19 protein-coding genes are annotated in these 16,367 nt (G+C 55.8%); 8 read left to right on the forward strand and 11 right to left on the reverse strand.

What is annotated here, in order from left to right; all coding sequences use genetic code 11:
• The 5 genes from BLV48_RS16740 to BLV48_RS18830 all read left to right on the forward strand — a co-directional run.
• A partial coding sequence (locus tag BLV48_RS16740; protein WP_139253953.1) for an RHS repeat-associated core domain-containing protein occupies positions 1 to 322 on the forward strand: 322 nt, incomplete at its 5' end.
• Positions 276 to 440 (forward strand): polymorphic toxin type 50 domain-containing protein, encoded by a 165-nt coding sequence (locus BLV48_RS19615; RefSeq protein WP_175527713.1) that lies wholly within the window; start codon positions 276 to 278, stop codon positions 438 to 440. The genes BLV48_RS16740 and BLV48_RS19615, both read left to right, overlap by 47 nt.
• Before the next feature lie 3 nt (positions 441 to 443).
• Positions 444 to 743, forward strand: a complete 300-nt coding sequence (locus BLV48_RS16750; RefSeq protein WP_139253954.1) for a MafI2 family immunity protein — start codon at positions 444 to 446, stop codon at positions 741 to 743.
• A gap of 544 nt (positions 744 to 1,287) precedes the next feature.
• Positions 1,288 to 1,674: a DUF1493 family protein gene (locus BLV48_RS16755; RefSeq protein ID WP_217633047.1), complete on the forward strand. Its 387-nt coding sequence runs from the start codon at positions 1,288 to 1,290 to the stop codon at positions 1,672 to 1,674.
• Between the two features lie 148 nt (positions 1,675 to 1,822).
• Positions 1,823 to 2,230 carry a hypothetical protein gene (locus BLV48_RS18830; RefSeq protein ID WP_139253955.1) on the forward strand — a complete coding sequence of 136 codons (408 nt, stop codon included), beginning with the start codon at positions 1,823 to 1,825 and terminating at the stop codon, positions 2,228 to 2,230.
• Positions 2,231 to 2,421: 191 nt separating this feature from the next.
• Here the strand turns inward: BLV48_RS18830 and BLV48_RS16765 are convergent, their stop codons facing one another.
• The 7 genes from BLV48_RS16765 to BLV48_RS16795 form a co-directional block, all read right to left on the reverse strand.
• A complete protein-coding gene (locus tag BLV48_RS16765; protein WP_139253956.1) occupies positions 2,422 to 4,098 on the reverse strand; it encodes a hypothetical protein in 1,677 nt (558 codons plus the stop codon).
• Between the two features lie 250 nt (positions 4,099 to 4,348).
• Complete coding sequence (locus tag BLV48_RS16770) at positions 4,349 to 4,954, reverse strand: transglycosylase SLT domain-containing protein (protein ID WP_091827949.1); 606 nt, start codon at positions 4,952 to 4,954, stop codon at positions 4,349 to 4,351.
• A 26-nt stretch (positions 4,955 to 4,980) separates the two neighbouring features.
• Positions 4,981 to 5,847 (reverse strand): bifunctional methionine sulfoxide reductase B/A protein, encoded by an 867-nt coding sequence (locus tag BLV48_RS16775; RefSeq protein WP_091827950.1) that lies wholly within the window; start codon positions 5,845 to 5,847, stop codon positions 4,981 to 4,983.
• A 28-nt stretch (positions 5,848 to 5,875) separates the two neighbouring features.
• Positions 5,876 to 6,469, reverse strand: coding sequence for an ABC-type transport auxiliary lipoprotein family protein (locus tag BLV48_RS16780; RefSeq protein ID WP_091827951.1), 594 nt, complete (start codon positions 6,467 to 6,469; stop codon positions 5,876 to 5,878).
• A gap of 14 nt (positions 6,470 to 6,483) precedes the next feature.
• Positions 6,484 to 7,422 carry an MlaD family protein gene (locus BLV48_RS16785; RefSeq protein ID WP_091827952.1) on the reverse strand — a complete coding sequence of 313 codons (939 nt, stop codon included), beginning with the start codon at positions 7,420 to 7,422 and terminating at the stop codon, positions 6,484 to 6,486.
• A 2-nt stretch (positions 7,423 to 7,424) separates the two neighbouring features.
• Positions 7,425 to 8,213: an ABC transporter ATP-binding protein gene (locus tag BLV48_RS16790; RefSeq protein ID WP_091827953.1), complete on the reverse strand. Its 789-nt coding sequence runs from the start codon at positions 8,211 to 8,213 to the stop codon at positions 7,425 to 7,427.
• Positions 8,213 to 9,388, reverse strand: coding sequence for an MlaE family ABC transporter permease (locus BLV48_RS16795; RefSeq protein WP_479691123.1), 1,176 nt, complete (start codon positions 9,386 to 9,388; stop codon positions 8,213 to 8,215). The genes BLV48_RS16790 and BLV48_RS16795 overlap by 1 nt, the downstream gene beginning before the upstream one ends.
• A gap of 118 nt (positions 9,389 to 9,506) precedes the next feature.
• Here BLV48_RS16795 and BLV48_RS16800 point away from each other — a divergent pair, with 118 nt between their 5' ends.
• Both BLV48_RS16800 and BLV48_RS16805 read left to right on the forward strand, forming a co-directional pair.
• Entirely contained in the window at positions 9,507 to 12,389 is a 2,883-nt protein-coding gene (locus BLV48_RS16800) for a valine--tRNA ligase (RefSeq protein WP_091827982.1), read from the forward strand.
• A 70-nt stretch (positions 12,390 to 12,459) separates the two neighbouring features.
• Positions 12,460 to 13,125: a hypothetical protein gene (locus tag BLV48_RS16805; RefSeq protein WP_139253957.1), complete on the forward strand. Its 666-nt coding sequence runs from the start codon at positions 12,460 to 12,462 to the stop codon at positions 13,123 to 13,125.
• A gap of 47 nt (positions 13,126 to 13,172) precedes the next feature.
• Here BLV48_RS16805 and BLV48_RS16810 read toward each other — a convergent pair whose 3' ends face one another.
• Positions 13,173 to 13,556: a group II truncated hemoglobin gene (locus tag BLV48_RS16810; protein ID WP_091827956.1), complete on the reverse strand. Its 384-nt coding sequence runs from the start codon at positions 13,554 to 13,556 to the stop codon at positions 13,173 to 13,175.
• Between the two features lie 118 nt (positions 13,557 to 13,674).
• Here BLV48_RS16810 and BLV48_RS16815 point away from each other — a divergent pair, with 118 nt between their 5' ends.
• Entirely contained in the window at positions 13,675 to 14,139 is a 465-nt protein-coding gene (locus BLV48_RS16815; protein ID WP_254775071.1) for a gamma-glutamylcyclotransferase family protein, read from the forward strand.
• Here the strand turns inward: BLV48_RS16815 and BLV48_RS16820 are convergent.
• From BLV48_RS16820 to ybaK, 3 genes are read right to left on the reverse strand one after another with little or no spacing between them, the layout of a single operon-like run.
• On the reverse strand, positions 14,129 to 15,094 hold the full coding sequence (locus BLV48_RS16820; RefSeq protein WP_091827958.1) for an Acg family FMN-binding oxidoreductase: 966 nt from the start codon (positions 15,092 to 15,094) through the stop codon (positions 14,129 to 14,131). The two genes, BLV48_RS16815 and BLV48_RS16820, sit on opposite strands and share 11 nt — an antisense overlap.
• 51 nt (positions 15,095 to 15,145) lie before the next feature.
• Positions 15,146 to 15,853, reverse strand: a complete 708-nt coding sequence (locus BLV48_RS16825; RefSeq protein ID WP_091827959.1) for a ZIP family metal transporter — start codon at positions 15,851 to 15,853, stop codon at positions 15,146 to 15,148.
• A 25-nt stretch (positions 15,854 to 15,878) separates the two neighbouring features.
• Positions 15,879 to 16,346: a Cys-tRNA(Pro) deacylase gene (gene ybaK, locus BLV48_RS16830; protein WP_091827960.1), complete on the reverse strand. Its 468-nt coding sequence runs from the start codon at positions 16,344 to 16,346 to the stop codon at positions 15,879 to 15,881.
• Between the last annotated feature and the right edge of the window lie 21 nt (positions 16,347 to 16,367).

Here is a 16,367-nt window from a genome sequence, read left to right on the forward strand (position 1 = left end):
GCAGGCAACTGTTGCTTCTGGGAGTATCCTGACATTCAACCTCCGCTTTCCTGGCCAGTATTTTGACAGTGAAACGGGACTACATTACAACTACTGTCGGGATTACGACCCCAGTACGGGGCGGTATATTCAGAGTGATCCGATTGGGCTTCAGGGTGGGTTGAATACGTATGCTTATGTTGGGGGAAATCCTTTAAGTTATGTTGACCCTTTAGGGTTAGCATACTCTGAAAGGGGAGAGCACGGAGAAAGGGCAAGAACACAATCTTGTGATAGTGCATTACAAGAAGCTGCTGGACAGCCCGGTTATAGAGAGAGTTAATTTCCAAGAAAATATTGGGAAATATGTAGATCCTTCGTCAGGTAATAGCTCCAGTACCACAAATGGTATTATTCATTACAGTAAAGATGGTGTTCATATTGTTCCAGCGAGGCCGTAAAAGATGGGAAGTATTGAATTGAGATCAGCAGTATTGTTAGCTATGCAATCATCATTGTTGGGCATGATTACTCCCAATATGAGAGCCATTACATGTGGCTATAATGAAAGTAATATTAGTATTAAATTTGTATTTGATAATACCCCTGATGCAGATGAAAATGAGCTATGTGAAGATATCTTAACTGAAATGCTTTCTCACTTCGACTCTCATAAAATCTCTCTTGAAGTTATCAGCATACCCATTCCTGAGAACATCAAGGGTGAGCTTTTAGATAATTGGATATATATGCGAAGAGAATAAATTATAAAATATCTTAAAAAGGTCAGCTTCTAGCTGGTCTTTTTTTGCCATAGAGCTTTCATTTTCACCAGCAATGTTTGCACGCTTTTCCGGTTTCAGTTGTCACTGTTGACCAGAAGGGTTTACATTTGATGCCAACGCATACAAGAGGAGGTTCAAAAATCTGTATCAGCCAACCAGCCTCATAGGCTAATGTAGTAATTTTTTGATGCAGAAACGCGATAAATCCACGTAGGAAACTGTGGGGTATAAGACACGAATGGCAATGTACTGAGTAAAGGTAGCCTGAGCTTCAGCTACGACCGCTACAACAGTCTCACCAGTGTGAGCGGCACGGTAAGCGCAACCTATACGTACAATGCTCATCGTCAGCGTACAGCAAGACTGTTAATGGCCAGACCACCTACTACCTGTACAATCAATCCGGGCAGTTGCTGGCCGAGCTTGATCATAGCGGGCAAACAAAGGTGGAATCTGTCTGGTTTAGCGGGGGCAAATACATCAATGAATACATGGAAGATTGTGGCGAAGATGAATGTACGCAATGAATAATAGCGAGTTAACGAACCATATTTTAAGGCTGGTTGCGAAACACGCTTTATGTCAGCCTGACCGCCTTTCTATCACGACAAAGATAGGAGAGGATTTACGAATCGTTGGCGATGATGCTGATGAGCTGTTGGCCGAATTTCCATCTGAATTTAATGTTGATATGTATCATATAGACTTTGAAACATACTTTCCATGTGAAGCCACAGCTAATATGCATTTTTACCTATCAGCAATAGCTAAGAGCAAGTACCAAAACCCATTGGTACTTGCTATCCGTTACCTTGAGGCTAAGTTCTGGCGCTTATTTGCCTCGAAAACAAGTTACCAAACACTCACTATTGAAGACCTTGTAAAGATCGCAAGTCGTGGAAGGATATAATATCGGGGGCTCAGCAGATCCTTTATATTTTTAAGACAGGAGTTATCCAAAGACAGATCGATTATATTCACCAAGGGTTGATAGATAGCCAAATACAAGATAGTAGGAAAATTCGAAAAAGTCTCTGGCCTGATGGGAAAATCAGAAAATGAGTAAAGCCGATTCTGAACTTTTCTTTAGTGTACTACTTGAGAGAGTCCTTCATTGCTGGCCGAAATCTATTGATGTGAAGCAGTTACACGCAGACAAAAGCCGCCCGGATTTGTATGTAGTGAGTGGTTTAGGAGCTATGGGGGATTCAATAGCTGAAGGGTTTGATGACGAGATTGACGCGGTGCTCGTGACTGTGCTTTGTGACGCTGTTACTTCAACCATTCGTTCTGCAGCACTATTTTGTACGGAAATTGAGCCAGCGCTGTTACGGCCAGATACAGTACGTGAAAACTTTGAAAAGCGACTACATCGAGCTGAAACCAATCCCGATCTTGGGTGGAAAAAGGAAGATATATTGCTGATAAGGCGCTATTTTTTTCTGAATAATAAGCGGTGTAGATAATCTGGTTTTTCGAGGCAACGTATTCCATCTAATTCCGAAACTGGTAAATCATACAGTGTTGTGGTAGATCGACTCAGGTCCTACCCAGCAATCGTGAACGCCTTTTCTAGGGGGTAGTCCAATTTTCGGTTCAGTCTAAAAAATGACACATAATTCTGAACACTACCACACCAAACGAATACCCTCCGTCATCACACAACCCCCTGCCCCACCACCTTCCGGCTCTGCTCAATCAGATCGAGCAGAGTGTCCGCATACCGGCTCGCGCGTTCTGAATCCATCCAGCGGGCGTAGTCGATCTGGCTCAGATTGTCCTGCTTCCCGAGCAGCCAGGAAGAGTCAATGTAATCAACAATCAGCGACTCGTTGTCGTTCAGAAACGCCTCAAGCGCCTGCTGTGCAGATGACAGGCCGCCTGCAGCCAGTTGACCGGCAGGTCGGTTGAAGCGGAAGTTGTCGATCAATTGTTCCAGCGTCATCGTCAGACCGGGATGCTCTTCGCGCAGCGACATGAACTGTTGCATGAGTGATTCCAGGCGCGCTTTGGCATCGTTGATCAGGTTCCGACGGATATCATCGGGCTGGCTGTTGAGGTAGTCGACACCCTGCCAGGACAGTTCACGCAACGTGCGACTGTTCGTCCCCGTTTCCCAGGGCTCAAGGCCGTATTGCTGATATACCAGCTGTTCGGCACGCCGGCCATTGGCCCCAATTTTTTGCCATTCCAGACGGTTTCGTGGAAATTCGTCCAGCTGAAGTTGCTTGTTTGCGATGGATTCAAGGCTGAGGCTGTGTTGCGCCACAAAGGCTTCCAGACGATCCTGTTGCGGATGCAGGCTGCCATCAGGCAGTTGACCAACAGGATCACCATGTTTGATGTTATCGAGCAGGTCCTGAAGGTTAACCTCGGGCTCCAGGTCCGACAGGGCACTGTAAAACTGATCCCTCATTGGCTGATACAGGGTTTGATAGGACTGAATCAATGCCTGTTTGTCGCTGTGATACAGCTGACCGGAAACGGCATTTTTCAACATATTCGCGTCGCCAATTCTCAAGCCAATTTCGATCAAGCGATGTGCCAGATCGGCGTACGCCTGCGGGTCGAATGTATCATTGGCCTTATGGTGTGCAGTGACATCGTTAAACACCATGAAACTGGACAGATCATCGCTCAGACCGCCGGCACCGTCTCGGTTCAGTTGATATACCGCTGTATTGGTCAATGCATCGCTGCGTTCCCGAGCGCCTTCCAGCCCGGCGTAACGATGCATCTCAATGACCTGATCAACCGCTTCAGAGCGGGATATCTGCTGTTGATCCAGCCAATCCCCCAAATGATCAGGCACCTGTTTCAGGTTCTCATAATGCTCCAGCATCGTTTCGATGTCGGACTGGTTGTCCTGCCAGAATTGATTCAGGCGTTCCTCTTTGGCAAGCCGCGTACCGTCAGCATTTTCACTGGGATGACGCCCGGCCAAAGCGTTCTCGGCCAGTTGATCAAGCTCCACCGAGACGGGAAAGTCCTCGTCCAGCGCTTCGGCCAACCGGTAGGACAGGGTGAAATAGTCATCCAGATAAGCACCCGCATAGCCGCGCCGCTGGGCGACCATCTGTTCAAGATAGCTGGCGGCTTCCACACCAGCGGAACCTGCTTCCATCAAGGCCCACCACTGATTGTTGGCCTGCTCACTCCACTGGGTAATCTCGAAGCGTTGCAGGCCATCTTCTGACATCATCGCAAGCGTTGTCGTGTATTCCCCGACCAACCCCTGGGAGACCAAATCATTGATCTCTTTGTGGATTGCCGTCCGCGCCTGAATTTGGCTCGGTGTGCTGTTCGGGATTAACGATGTGATGGAGATACTCACTTTGACGTCCTCTGCCTGCGTGATAAATACTCAAAAGCCGGATACACAGCATTTATCAGCAACGACTGTACCAACACCGCATTTCCAGAGTGATTTCAACACGTTCAGCGATGGATACAGAACGAAAGGATAGGCAGAACCGGCAGACGCTTGCCGGTCTATTTTTCTGGTATGAAAGCCTGGCGGCAAAATGCAGCCAACTCTATTGACAGGTTCACGCGCCATGCTTGTAGCATGACGGCGCTGAAGTTTAGAAGGGCCACCACCAGGGTGAAGATTTCAGGCTGTGTCTGCAGCTTCTGAGCTGCTCGCCATACATCCGGGCGTTGGCATCCACCTTTCGGGCAACGCTGACCAGCCAGCCCTTGCTGTTATAGGTTTTGCGTTGCCAGCCTCCGTGCCCTTCGTGGTACGCCAGATACTGGTTGTAGGCGTCCCACTTGGAGATACCCAATGTCTTTTGCGACACGTCGGCATACCAGCCCATGAAATCGACCGCATCGTCGTAGTCATCACGGTCGGCGCCCCAGTTACCGGTCCTGTCCTTGTACCAGTCCCATGTCTCGTCTTTTACCTGAGCATATCCGTACGCGCTGGATACTCGCCACCACATGGGGATGCCGAGGAAGCTGTCACGAGGAGGGGCGGCATTGTGCCTGAAGCTGGATTCCTGCCGCATGATGGCCAGCTGCACCTGAATTGGCAGGCCATACTTTTGCTCAACCGTCAGAGAGGCATCAAACCAGTCGGGCTTCTCGCGAAAGATCCGGCAAGCATTTTCCACATTGGACGGCGGTGCGGTCGCACAGGACGCCAACAGAAGAGGCAGCATCAGAAACAAACAGATTCTTTGCATATTTACACCGGCAACCGGATGAGCAGTTAAAACCGCTTCTGATACCGGTGGCAATAAGGCATCTTGCCCGTGCGCACGTAGTAGTCCTGATGGAACTCTTCGGCACGCCAGAACGGTGCCATCGGCAGCACCCGCGTCACCACGTCCAGCCCCTGATTCTCCAACTGCGCAATCAGTTTTTCGCTGATGCCGCGCTCTTCGTCATCCTGCACGAAAATGGCAGACGCATATTGAGGTCCGATATCAGGCCCCTGACCGTTTTCCTGAGTCGGGTCGTGAATCTCAAAGAACAGTTTGGCCAGTGTTTCGAAATCAACTTTTGCCGGGTCGTACAGCACTTCCACGGCCTCAAGATGACCGGTCTGCTTGCCGCAGACCTGTTCATAACTGGGGTTATCCACATGGCCGCCCATGTAACCGGACACAACCGACACCACACCGGGTTGCTGCTGCAGCAGGTGCTCAACCCCCCAGAAACAGCCGCCGGCAAAATAGGCGGTTTTCAGGGTGCTGCCCTGCTGTTGTGCCAGTTCTTCGGCACTGAGGAAGTTCATAGAGATGGAATTGACGCAATGGCGCACGTTCTTCCGTGTCAGCATTTCGCCTTCAAATACGTGTCCCAGGTGACCGCCGCAGTTGGCACACAGGATCTCCGTCCGCCGCCCGTCCGCATCCACCTCTCTGCGAACGGCGCCTTCAATTTCATCATCAAAGCTGGGCCAGCCGCAGTGCGAGGGGAACTTGTCTTCAGAGCGGTAGAGATGCGCCCCACACTGTTTGCAGGCATAGACACCGGTTTCAAAATATTCGTTGTACTCGCCGGTGAAAGGTCGCTCCGTCCCCTTTCTGATGATGACGTACTCTTCTTCAGGGGTCAGCTTTCTGTAGGACATGTTCTACCTCGGCACGGGAAATTGTGTGTTATTTTGCCGTTTCTTTCAGCAGCCACTGCTTGATGACGTCGGCCATCTCGGCACTCAGACTCGAGAACGCGTCAACAACATCGGCCAGCTCACTGCTGTCGGCAGGGCGGCTGAGATCCAGCGAGGTTTCAGCCAGGATGGCACGCCCATTGGCTTCTACCAGCTGCAGGTGGCCGCGGATCACAACCGTGGGCACCCCTTGATGATATTCGGTCTGAAAGGCGTCCAGTCGGGATACCAGCACGCGGTCCGCTGCCAGACGCACTTCGTCTCCGCTGATCTGACTGAAGCGGCTGTCCCGCTGCAGGGCCGAAATCAGCTGATCTCGCCACAGCTCCGGTATCGCACTGTTCCAGCGAGCGCCCGCATATACACTTGGGGGCTTGCCTTGCGGTACCACCAGCATGTGACGGCCATTGAGCAGATCCGGGGTTTGGGGTCGCAGTACTCTCAGGCTTTCCACCTGTACGCTTTGACCCGCGACGGCGGGCGCAGGTTCCAGCGTCCAGCTCTGTACCGGCTCCGCCGAGGGCAACCAGCTGCAGCCTGCCACGCCCATGGCCAGCAACCCCGTAAACAACAGATGTTTCATGTACACACTCTCCCTCACGGTGTGAATTCAGGCGCAGGCGGGCGCCCGGTCAGGTAGGCGGCCGGGTCTTCCTCCAGTCTCGACAGTATCCGGTTCAACGTTCCCAAACTGCGTTGCAGTTCCTGCATGACCGGACCGATCTCAGCCATGCCCTGCAGACCGCTGTCCAATGCACTCGCATTGCGGCTCAACAGGCGCTCCAGCTGTTCACCGCTCTGTGCCAGCGACTGCATCGCCCGGCGCCCATCCACCACCATCGGCGCCCCCTGATCGGACAGCAGCCGGTCGGCATGGCTGATCAGTTGGGTCGCAGCCTGCAGAACCTTTTGTGCCTCTTCAGCCGTTGTGCTCAGGTTGTCCAGCGTCTCACCCACCCCCGATCTGGATTCGACCAGCTCCTCGGACACCTGCTCCAGGTTATGGATGATACGACCAATGCGGTCGATGTTTTCCGGTGACAGCAATTCAGCCCCCTGCTCTACCAGTTCGTTCACACCGGTGAGCAGCGCTTCGCCGTTACCCAGCAATGCCCCGATCGGTGATGGATCGGCCTCAATGACCGGAGGCCCTTCCTTTGGTCGCTCCAGTGCGGGGGCCTGCGGGTTGTCGGTACTGAGCAGAATATTGGCTGCTCCGGTAATGTTGGCAATCGCCAGCCGCGCACGTGTCCCCTGGTTGATAGGGGTGACGGAACTGACCTCCATGTCTGCCAGAACGCGGCGAGGGTCGGCCGGGTCCAGCTGAAGCTGTTTTACTTCACCCACGCGCAGGCCGTTGTACTGCACCAGGCTGCCTACGGTAAGGCCTGTTACCGCTTCGTTGAAGACGACGCGATAGCGCCGTGTTTCCTGCTGCTGTCCGGACTGAACCAGCCAGATGCCAAAAAACAGCGCCGCCAAAAGCCCCGCCAGAGTGAACAGTCCAATCAGCACATGATGTGCACGTGTTTCCATGCTTACCTCTCCCCTGCCGCCGCGTAGGCGGCACGGCCTCTTGGGCCATTAAAATAGGCCTGTATCCATTCATCGTCATGGCGAGATACACGCTCGGGTGTATCCGCGACCAGCACCCGCTTTTGTGACAGTACCGCGATACGGTCGCAGGCGGTCCAGAGTGAATCCAGATCATGTGTCACCATGAACACCGCCACCCCCAGTGCGTTGCGCAGGGTCAGCAGCAACTGGTCAAAATCGGCGGCGCCGATGGGGTCCAGCCCTGCGGTGGGCTCGTCCAGAAACAGCACATCCGGGTCGAGCGCCAGTGCCCGGGCCAACGCAGCACGTTTCACCATACCACCGGACAGTGAAGCCGGGTACAGATCACCGGCATGTGGTGCGAGCCCCGTCAGCGCCAGTTTGACCTCTGCCAACGCCTCGGCATCAGCACGACTCAGTCCGGCATGCTCGATCAACGGCAAGGCCACATTTTCCCGAACGGTCAGCGAGCTGAACAACGCGCCGCCCTGAAACAGCACCCCCAGACGCTGCTCAAGCCGGGAGCGTCTTGCCCCTGACAATGCCAGCAGATTCTGACCGAACAGACGAATCTCACCCGTACTCGGACGGTTCAAACCCACAATCGAGCGCAGCAGTACCGACTTGCCGGTACCCGAACCACCCACCACACCCAGGATCTCACCAGGATACAGATCGAGATCCAGATGCTCATGCACCGTGTTGCGACCAAAACGGTTGCACAGGCCACGCACCTCAATCAGCGGGGACGGCTTGATATCCTTTGTCATCACCACCCCATCTCCATGAAAAACAGCGCCGCCAGCGCATCCAGCAATATCACCATAAAGATTGACTGAACCACAGCGGAGGTTGTGTGACGCCCGACGGATTCGGCGCTGCCACTGACCTTGAAGCCTTCCATGCAGCCGATCACGGCCACCACAAAGGCAAACAGCGGCGCTTTCACCAACCCGACCAGATAGTGCTTCAACGGTACATCCGCCAGAATTCCGAAGAACTGCCCCAGTGGAATGTCCAGCGATACCAGCGCCACCAGTGCACCACCGGTCAGGCCGGATATGATCGCCACGAAGGTCAGCAGCGGCAGCGTGATCAACAGTGCCAGCACGCGCGGCACCACCAACAGTTCCATGGGACTGAGCCCCAGCGTTCGCAATGCATCCAACTCCTCGTTGGCTTTCATGGAACCGATCTGAGCGGTAAAGGCACTGGCCGTTCGACCCGCCAGCAGGATGGCCGCCAGAATCACGCCAAATTCTCGCAGAAAGGCGTAGGCCACCAGATTCACAGTATAGATTTCGGCGCCAAACTCACCCAGTACCGTCGCCCCCAGAAAGGCCACCACGGCACCCACCAGAAAGGTGAGCAGCGCCACGATCGGGACAGCATTGAGTCCGGTTTCGTGAATCTGATTCACCAGTGCAGTCATGCGCCAGCGCCATGGCCGCAATACAATGCCGAACAGCGTCTGCAATACCAGTCCGATAAAGCCGCTCAACTCCCAGAAGTGACGGAAGACGATCTCGCTTTGCTCGCCAAGATGCGCCAATGCGGCAATCAGCGGCGAGGGCTTGGGTGAAGGCTCTGCCGGTTCTCGCGACAACGCCTTTATCACCACCTGCAGCAACCCTTTGCGCTCGGGTTGCAGCGTCTGGCTCTGTTCGATCAGGGTGCGCAGTCGATCCGCACCGAACCAGTTCGCCAGCAGCGTTGCGCCAGCCGTATCCAGTGCCTGAATGTCCTCCAGCTGCAGCACACAATCCCCCTCGGGGGACGACTGCTGCGCAAGCATCTGCTTCAGATGCCGATAGTGAGACAGCGTCCAGCTGCCACCCAGACACACCCGCTGGCCGTGCCACTCAATCCACCCGGGGGCGGTATCGGTTGTCATCGCCGGTTTTTGCATCCCTTGCGCACCTGAATAGCCTGTTGAAAGGCTCATTTTCCTCCCCCTGCCCCTTTGCTGCAATAGCGAAGGCTCCGAGCCCTGTCACCCAGGAAAGCCGCACTGTATAATGGCGGGTTTCGACAGCGCCAACGAATCAGAGATACGGACCCCAATGGACAAGACCTACCAGCCCCACGATATCGAGAAATCCTGGTACCAGACCTGGGAAGAGAAGGGTTACTTCGCACCCTCCGGTGAAGGCGACGCCTACTGCATCATGATTCCGCCGCCCAACGTCACCGGCAGCCTGCACATGGGCCATGCCTTCCAGCACACCATCATGGACGCACTGACCCGCTACCGCCGCATGCAGGGCCGCAACACCCTGTGGCAAGTGGGTACCGACCACGCCGGCATCGCCACCCAGATGGTCGTTGAGCGCAAGCTGGCCGCCGAAGAAGAGTTGACCCGCCACGATCTGGGCCGTGACGCCTTTATCGAGAAGATCTGGGAATGGAAGGAAGAGTCCGGCGGTACCATCACCCGCCAGATGCGCCGTCTGGGCAACTCCGTTGACTGGCCCACCGAGCGCTTCACCATGGATTCCGGCTTCTACCGTGCAGTGCAGGAAGTGTTCATCCGCCTGTACGACGACAAGCTGATCTACCGCGGCAAGCGCCTGGTCAACTGGGACCCGAAACTGCACACCGCGATCTCCGATCTGGAGGTGGAGAACCGCGAGGTCAAGGGCAAGATGTGGTACCTGCGCTACCCGCTGGCCGATGGCGTGAAAACAGCGGCCGGTGAAGACCACATCGTGGTCGGTACCACCCGTCCGGAAACCCTGCTCGGCGACACCGGTGTGGCGGTGAACCCAGAAGACGAACGCTACCAGAGCCTGATCGGTAAGTTCGTTGAGCTGCCGCTGACCGGACGCCGCATCCCGATCGTAGCCGACGAACACGCCGATATGGAAAAGGGCACCGGCTGCGTGAAGATCACCCCGGCGCACGACTTCAACGATAACGAAGTCGGCAAGCGCTGCGGCCTGCCGATGATCAACGTGCTGACGCTGGATGGCCATATCCGCAAGGAAGCACAGGTATTCAACACCGACGGCAGCGACAACCGTGAACTCGATCCCAGCCTGCCACAGGCCTATCAGGGCCTGGAGCGTTTTGCCGCCCGTAAGCAGATCGTGGCTGATATGGAAGCCGCCGGCCTGCTGGTGAAGATCGAAGAAAACAACATGACCATCCCCTACGGCGATCGTGGCGGCGTGGTCATCGAGCCGATGCTGACTGACCAGTGGTTCTGCGACGCCAAGACCCTGGCCAAGCCGGCCATCGAAGCGGTCGAGAACGGCGATATCAAGTTTGTGCCCAAGCAGTACGAGAACATGTACTTCGCCTGGATGCGTGATATTCAGGACTGGTGTATCTCGCGTCAGCTGTGGTGGGGCCACCGCATCCCGGCCTTCTACGACAACGAAGGCAACGTTTACGTCGCGGCCGATAAGAATGCTGCTCGCCAGAAGTACAACCTGGACCCGGAACTGGAGCTGCGTCAGGACGACGACGTGCTCGACACCTGGTTCAGCGCCGCGCTCTGGACCTTCGGCACCCTGGGCTGGCCGGAAGACACCGAGCGTCTGAAAACCTTCCACCCGACCGATACCCTGGTCACCGGCTTCGACATCATCTTCTTCTGGGTGGCGCGCATGATCATGATGACCATGCACTTCATGAAGGACGAAGACGGCAAGCCGCAGGTACCGTTCAAGAACGTGTACGTCACCGGCCTGATCCGCGACGAGAACGGCGACAAGATGTCCAAGTCCAAGGGCAACGTGCTCGACCCTCTGGACATGATCGACGGCATCAGCCTGGAAACGCTGCTGGAAAAACGCACTGGCAACATGATGCAGCCACAGCTGGCCGAGAAGATCGGCAAGCGCACCGAGAAGCAGTTCCCGGAAGGCATCGCCGCCCACGGCACCGACGCCCTGCGCTTCACCCTGACCGCACTGGCCTCTACCGGCCGTGACATCAACTGGGACATGAAGCGCCTGGAAGGCTACCGCAACTTCTGCAACAAGATCTGGAACGCCGCTCGTTATGTCCTGACCAACACCGAAGGTCAGGACTGCGCCCAGGATAACACTGAGGTACTGCTGACCCTGGCTGACCGCTGGATCATCAGCAGTCTGCAGCGTACCGAGCAGACCGTGATCAAGCACTTGGACGAGTACCGCTTCGATCTGGCCGCCCAGACCCTGTACGACTTCATCTGGAACCAGTACTGCGACTGGTATCTGGAGCTGTCCAAACCGGTGCTTTGGGATGAGTCGGAAGGTGAAACCGACGAAGAGAAAGAGCGCCTCGCCGCCCTGCGTCGCGGTACCCGCGGCACACTGGTACGTGTGCTGGAAGCGATCCTGCGCCTGTCACACCCGCTGATGCCGTTCATCACTGAAGAGATCTGGCAACAGATCAAGGGGCTGGCCGGCAAGGAAGGCGACACCATCATGCTGCAGGCCTACCCGAAACCGGTGGCCGAGCTGATCGACGAAGCCGCCGAGGCCGACATCGAATGGCTGAAAGAGGTGATCGTCAGCGTGCGCAATATCCGTGGCGAAATGAACATCGGCCCAGGCAAGGAGCTGGAACTGCTGCTGCACAACGGCAGCGACGAAGACTTCCGCCGCGTACAGGAAAACTACGTTGCCCTGACCAAGCTGGCCAAACTGAGCGAAATCAAGTGGCTGGAAGCAGACGATGAAGCCCCCATGTCCGTCACCAAGCTGGTCGGCAAAATGGAGCTGCTTGTACCGATGGCCGGCTTGATCGACAAGGAAGCCGAGCTGGGACGTCTGCAGAAAGAGCTGGATCGCCTGACCGGTGAGATCAAGCGTGTTGAAGGCAAGCTCTCCAACGAGAAGTTTGTCGCCAACGCTCCTGCTGACGTGGTTGCCAAGGAGAAACAGAAAATTGCCGACGCACAGGACGCGTTCGACAAACTCAAGCAACAGTACGCCAAGATCGAGGCGCTCTGAGCCAAAGCCTGAGCCGTTGACTGCGGGGAGCTCGGCTCCCCGTTTTTATTTACTTTGCACTCACATGGACATGATGAACTCCGCCTCTTCCAACGACGCCGGCGCCGGTCCGGGACGCCAGATCAGAGCCGCCTTGATCCAATTCCTTGTTCTTGCCGCATTGGCGCTTGTTCCGCCTCTGATAATCTATCTGGATGTACAAACCATCAAAGACAGCGTGGGAGAGATCTCACTGACCGAGGTTTCACAGACACTGTGCCTGCTGCTGACCGTTACCCTCTTCGCAAGCACGACTTGGCAGCAGACGGAAAGCCGCGGCTTTTATGTCCTGGTCACCGGATTCTTTCTCTGCATGCTGATCCGCGAACATGACTTTGTGTTCGACCTGATCCGCCACGGCGCCTGGGTTTACCCTGCGTTGGCAGTCACTCTGACTGCGCTGGTGACGGCGCTGATCTGGCGCCACACGGTGGTCGGCCCCATGGCCGCATTTACCCGGCTACAGGGTTATCATCAGCTGATACTCGGGCTGGTGGTGGTACTGGTCTTCAGCCGAGTGTTCGGCACCGGCAGTCTCTGGCGTGCGGTCATGCTCGACGAATACCAGAACCTGTATAAATCGGTTATTCAGGAAGGGCTTGAGCTGTTCGGCTACCTGTTGATCGCCTATGGCACCGTGCAGATGACCGACTGGAGGCATCTGCTGCGTCGTAACAAGACAGACGCAGCCAATTGAACCACGCCAGGCTTTCGGCGCCCTGAAAGCTTGGCATTGTCAGCTTATCATTCGCGGTTGCGGATCATATCAGCAATCGCGAACATAGGCTTCTTAAGCATATGCTTGAGTTCGTCATCCGCGCCAATCTGCTCCAGTGCCTTGTCCATGCACAGCAGCCATTGGTCGCGCTCGTCTGTACCGATCGCATAGGGTTTGTGCGGACTGGTCATGCAGACCGAGCCGTATTTCTCGGCATAACGCTGCGGCCCACCCATCCAGCCGGTCAGATAGTCGGCCAGCCTTTCTTTCATCGGTGTCAGATCCTTGCCATGCATGGCACGAATGCTGGCCACTTCAGGCGCACTGTCCATGTAGTCATAGAAAGCGTTCGTGAGCTGACGGATGCCCTCCTCTCCCAGTGCTTCAAATGGGGTGTTGTAACCACTCATGGGGTATTCCTCTGTTAGTATCCTTATGCTGAGCCAACATAAATCAGCCAGACTTCAGATAAAAGCCTGTAGGTGCACTTAATATCCATTTTCCAACACAGGGTGATATCACAAGCACATGGCTAACTCTAACCGACGCCGATGGGTGATGCTGGCACTGGCAGTCACCTTGCTACTGCCCCCAGCCTGGTTCTGGTACAACCTGTTGAGTCCTTGGGGATACACGGCGCCCGCTGGCCTGGCGGCCATTGCCCCTGACCGCCAACACAGACTGTTTGTGTACGGCACGCTGACCCATGGCTGGGTACGCTGGCTGGTAACAGGGGAACAGATCGTATCGACACCCGCTCGCCTGCCCGGCTTTCGTCGAGAAGGGCTGGACCTGGTTACGGAGCCAACAGCCGTGACACAGGGCGAGCTACTGGAGGTAGCTCCGACCAGCCTGCGCCGGCTTGACCGATACGAGCGACTGGGAATTCGCTACGAGCGAGTCCGGCTGACACTGGAGGATGGGAAAGAGGCCTGGGTGTACACGCGCATTAAGCAACCACCAGCAGGGACAGAGCCCACCCTTACTCGATGATGACATCGTCCAGCGGACGGCGCGGCGAGGCAGGCAGACGGTCATCGGGATACCCCAGTCGCAACAGAATCTGGGCATGCCCTTGTGCGCCAATATGCTGCTCTAGCTGAGGCCTTAACTGTGCGTGCTGTATCGGCTGATTCAGGTAGGAGGCTTGAACGCCCTGCTGTTGCGCGACCAGCAGCAGATGCTGCAGAGCCTGACCTGTTTGCAGCCAGTCACGGGGCGTATCGCCATCACTGCTCAGCAGCGCCAGTAACGGAGACTCCTCCGCCAGCAGCCGGTCCTGAGATGCCATGCTTTTACCCATGTCAAAGTGGCGCACAACACCTCTGACCAAAGGCGCCACCAACCGAGGCACGGTCAGTCCATCGCCGGCTCGCCCCGGATGCATCCACTGCGCCAGCTCATCACGCCAGCTCTCATTCTGCCACAGCAGGCTGTCGCCCTGTTTAACCAGTTCCACCACCTGCTGTCGCAGCTCCGAGTTCAGCAACAACCGTACATGGCCATGTTCAGCACGGGCGACTTCACATAATGCGTTCTGCAACTCTGCCGACAAGGTTTCCGGCTTAAAGCGGTTGCGCCAGGTCCGGCGGTGAATCAGAGCATCTCCCAGACTCGCTAGCGTCGTTTCATTTTCACCACGCCCAATATGCACCCGAGCCAGCAGATTCGGTGTTTCCGGTTTCGGCAATAGTGTCCAATCCAGCGATAGCCCGGCATCGGCAGCTGCCACACGCAGATTGAACAGCGCACAGCCACAGCTGATATGCAATTCACGATTGTCGGGATCATTCACCGGCAGCGCGCGTTGCCAGTCGGCCAACAGCTCGACCACCTGCTCCGTCTCATTCAAACGGAACAGCCAGGGCTGGGTGTTGTGGCTGGAAGGTGCCAGAACGGCCTGCTGCAGCAAGGCATGAAGAGAGGTGCGCTCGGAAGACTCGTCCATCAGTCTGGCTCCTTCAGAGTGGGTGTGGCACCTGAGTGTACGACAGCCACTTCAGGCCGTCAGCATGTGACCTGCAATTCCGAGGGCAAACCCCAGTACAGCCCCCATGGGAGGGCCCCAATGCCGCTCCAGTTTCACTTGGGGGGCAATGTCCTGAAATACCGAGTAGAGGATACCGCCAGCGGCGAACAGCATGATGGATGACACAACGGCCGGATAGTCTGCCAACCAGCCATACCCCAGCCATGCGGAGGCTGGTCCCATCAGTGCCATCAGCGCAAAAATCAGAATGATGCGACGTGCCGAGTAGCCGGTGTGATGACGCAACTCGCGGAATGCGTTAAAGCCCTCGGGCAGATTCTGTAAGCCGATCAGCAGAGCCAGCAGCAGGCCGTTGCTGCCGCCAAGTGCAAAGGTTGCACCCAGCGCAATGGACTCCGGCACAAAATCGGCCAGCATCGCCACCAACTGACTGGCCGAGGTCTTGAAATGGTTCAGCAGGACATCGATGCACAGAAAAATCATTCCACCCAGTACAAACCAGAACAGGGCAGCGGTTGTATCAAGGTGTTCAAGGCCGTCAGGAACCAGCACCAATGCCACCGCGGACAGCAGAGCACCGCCACCCAAGGCGATGACACTGTGACGAAACTCCTTTTCCAGCCAGTGCGGGCGTATCCGTTCGGCGCAGGCCAGCCATGCACCCAGCGGCATACTCAGTCCGGCCAATAGCGTTAACGTCAGTATGTGCAACAGCATGGTAACCCCCGAATAGCGAAGACCTCTAACCTGCAATCGGTGCGAAAACACCCGATGTCAGCCGAGCCAGATCTTGCGGTGACAGCTCAATCTCAAGCCCACGCCGTCCGGCGCTGACGTGTATCGTATCCAAAACAGCGGCACTGTCATCAATAAAGGTCTTGAGCCGCTTTTTCTGACCCAGGGGGCTTACCCCACCCAGCACATACCCGGTTACACGCTCGACCTCGACAGGATCAGCCATCGCGGCCTTTTTGGCACCCGCCGCCTTGGCGATCTGTTTCAGATTGAGCTTGCCGACCACCGGAACGATGCCGACCGCCAGTGCCTTGCCATCGAGGCTGACCACCAGCGTCTTGAATACCTGTGCGGGGTCCAGCCCCAGCTTTTCGGCCGCTTCAAGCCCATAGGATTCATTTGCAGGGTCATGGCTGTATTCATGAATACGGTGTGCAATACCCGCTTTGCGGGCTTGATCAACTGCGGGTGTCATCCTTTCGGCTCCTACAGGTTA

Origin of the sequence: Marinobacterium iners DSM 11526, assembly GCF_900107855.1 — a bacterium.
In the GTDB taxonomy this organism is placed as follows: Bacteria; Pseudomonadota; Gammaproteobacteria; order Pseudomonadales; family Balneatricaceae; genus Marinobacterium; species Marinobacterium iners.